The organism is Vibrio sp. V42_P2S4T144 (assembly GCF_009904715.1).
Taxonomy (GTDB): domain Bacteria; phylum Pseudomonadota; class Gammaproteobacteria; order Enterobacterales; family Vibrionaceae; genus Vibrio; species Vibrio alginolyticus.
On the sequence record NZ_WXWS01000537.1, the window covers coordinates 1 to 2,753 of the forward strand.

The window sequence follows — 2,753 nt, forward strand, 5'->3', positions numbered from 1 at the left end:
CCTATAGCTTATGCTACCAAGCTGCGAAAATTCAGAGTATTACCGATATAATCACAGTAGAAGGTCTTGCAGTTTTACTCGTAAAAGTAAAACTGCAAGCGTGTTCATTGCGGGTTAGAAGAGTTTGTCACGACGCTGGATGACGTATAAATAGTAAGAACAATTCACAGTTGCGCCATATTGATTCAGTTATGGTGAGGCCAGCAAAATCGTTAATGTATCGATATCATCTTGGTCTGGGGATTGCTGACGCTTTAAGTTACTTCTTATCCGTTCGGCGACTGAAGAAACGTCGTCACTGAGTTCAAGGGGAGCCTCCGCAATGATCGCTGAAATAGCCTCAAGTGCTTCATTAAGATGTCCATTATCTAGAGCGACATAGAAGTTGAGTAACCACTTTTCAGCATCAAAGCTATCTGCTGCATTTCCATCAAAGTCCGATTGGTACTGATATAACTGTGTCGCATGAAGATACAGTGCATCATTTAATTCAGACTCCACTATTGGTTTCGCTATTATGTGGTCTGCTCCTACATTAATCATACGCTCTTGTGTTTCTTTGAACACATCCGCTGTACAGCCAAAAATCAGTACCGACTTAGCAGGTGAACTCATTGCTCGAATGGCTGATATGGCCCCAACGCCATCTAGAACAGGCATATGATTATCCATCAGTATCAAATCAAATGGTTTGATCGCAACCTCATCGACTGCAAGCTGACCATTTTCGACACTTGTGCACTCAAAGCCCTTGGCTCGGAGGAAAGTTTCCATAATGATCGCATTTGTTCGGTTGTCTTCAACAATGAGTGCTTTCAACCCTTTACAGTTCAATTTATGTGTATTGATTGACTCTACTTTACCCGGCTTGCAAGGTGTAAGGGCAATTTCGACAGTAAAAGTCGTTCCAGCGTCCTCCTGACTCTCTACAACCACTTGCCCACCCATATGTTCCGCGATTTCTTTGACTATTGCTAAACCAAGCCCTGTACCACCAAACCGTCTAGTCGTTGATGACTCCGCTTGCTCAAAAGGACGAAAAATGCGTTTTTGTGCCTCTTTTGAAATACCAATTCCTGTATCTTTTACCTTTAGTATCAGCTTGGTGCCTGCCTTACTCGATTTCTCGGCTAGCTCTACCTCTACGATGCCACTATCGGTGAACTTAACAGCGTTATTGAGTAGATTGAACAGTACTTGACGCAAACGGGCTTTGTCATTGTTGTACCAACGACCCGTTGGTAAATGCGAGACGACTCTAAAGCGAAGACCTTTTTCTGCACATAGAGTTTGATAAACACTCTTGATACTGCCGATAATCGACTCAATTGGGAAAGGCTTATTTTCAAACTCAACATGCCCTTGTTCAATTTTTGAGTAATCTAAAATCTCATTGAGTAATGTCATCATGTGATCACCTGAATCATAAAGTGTTCTCAGGTGCTTACGCTGCTCATCGGTAAGTGGTGTTTTTAACAGTATCTGGGCAGTTCCTAGTACACCGTTCATTGGTGTGCGAATCTCGTGGGACAATGTGGCTAAGAATGCCGTTTTAGCGTTTGTCGAAGCCTGAGCTTTTATTCTCTCCTGCTCTAAATAGATCGTCTTTTCATTGAACTTCTCGATAAGCTGTCCGATTTCGTCATCGCTATCGTAGTCAATATCTATGATCCCACCAGTTTTCGAGTCATCAATCTTAACGGCAATGCGAACAATTGGTTCAACAATATAGCGATTCAGTAAGTAGTAACCGACCAAGACACACAAGAGCAAAAATGGAATGATCCTCCCCTCAACGCTCATCACTTGTTCAAACACTTGATCGGCGACTTTAGCTTTTGCGTTGACAACTTCCATGCGCCAGTCGAACTCTCCGAAATCAAGCTCGCTGACATAAATTTCGTCCGTCAGTTGAAAGTTGTGTTCAATAATCACGTTTGAGTCAGCATCGCGAACCACTACCCCCAAAGAATGCTGGTTCGTGTGCTCTCGAATAAACTGAAAAAGTGCATCAAGTGATAGGTCTACCGTTACAACTCCAGCGAATCGACCGTTTTGGTAGTACGGAGAAGACGCGGTAATCATCTGGACCTGAGTAAAGGTATCGATGTAAACCGTAGACCAACTAACAGAACCTACCGGAGCATCGGCGGCAGCGACATACCAGGGTTCATTATCATAACCGCCAGATTCGGGGTTATTGTAGGAGTGAATTTGGTCAATACCACTATCACTGTTTTTATTGAAGAATAGACTTTTATATCTCCATTGTTCTGCTTTGAGTTCGGGTTTAGGCCATACACCACCACTAACAAGCATCTTGTCACTCAATTGAAGAATATGTGGAATTATTGTGTTGAGAGATTGAATATTTTCAGTCCCTTGGGCTAGCCCTACTAAGCTGCTCAATACACCTGTAGAACTGAGGAGGGGCTCTTTTATCTCAAGAGCCAGGAGTTGGGTACGTAACTCTAGGTTTTGCTCTAGCTTTTGTCTAACCGGTGGCTCAACAACCAAATAGGCGACAGAACCGATAGTGGCGATAAAGAAGCACAGGTAAAGTGTTAGGGCGAGAATGCTTTTTTTTCTAAGTGATGAGCGAATTTCCATAGATGTGTGAATCATTCCCTAATATCGATTTATCACTAATTGATTGGTAAGATGAACGCACTCAACCAGCCCATTAGCAAATGGTCTTCTATTTTAAGACTACAAGCCATCCTTTCTCACCCAGACCTTGTCGGTAGCCTCCG

General features: G+C 43.0%; 1 protein-coding gene. It reads right to left on the reverse strand.

What is annotated here, in order from left to right; translation table 11 throughout:
- Positions 1 to 189: 189 nt before the first annotated feature.
- Positions 190 to 2,610 carry a hybrid sensor histidine kinase/response regulator gene (locus tag CAG68_RS17895; protein WP_086046617.1) on the reverse strand — a complete coding sequence of 807 codons (2,421 nt, stop codon included), beginning with the start codon at positions 2,608 to 2,610 and terminating at the stop codon, positions 190 to 192.
- Positions 2,611 to 2,753 lie beyond the last annotated feature (143 nt).

Bases quoted from the DNA above. Each gene is read 5' to 3' on its own strand.
- CAG68_RS17895 (WP_086046617.1), bottom strand. From the start codon at position 2,610: ATGGAAATTCGCTCATCACTTAGAAAAAAAAGCATTCTCGCCCTAACA.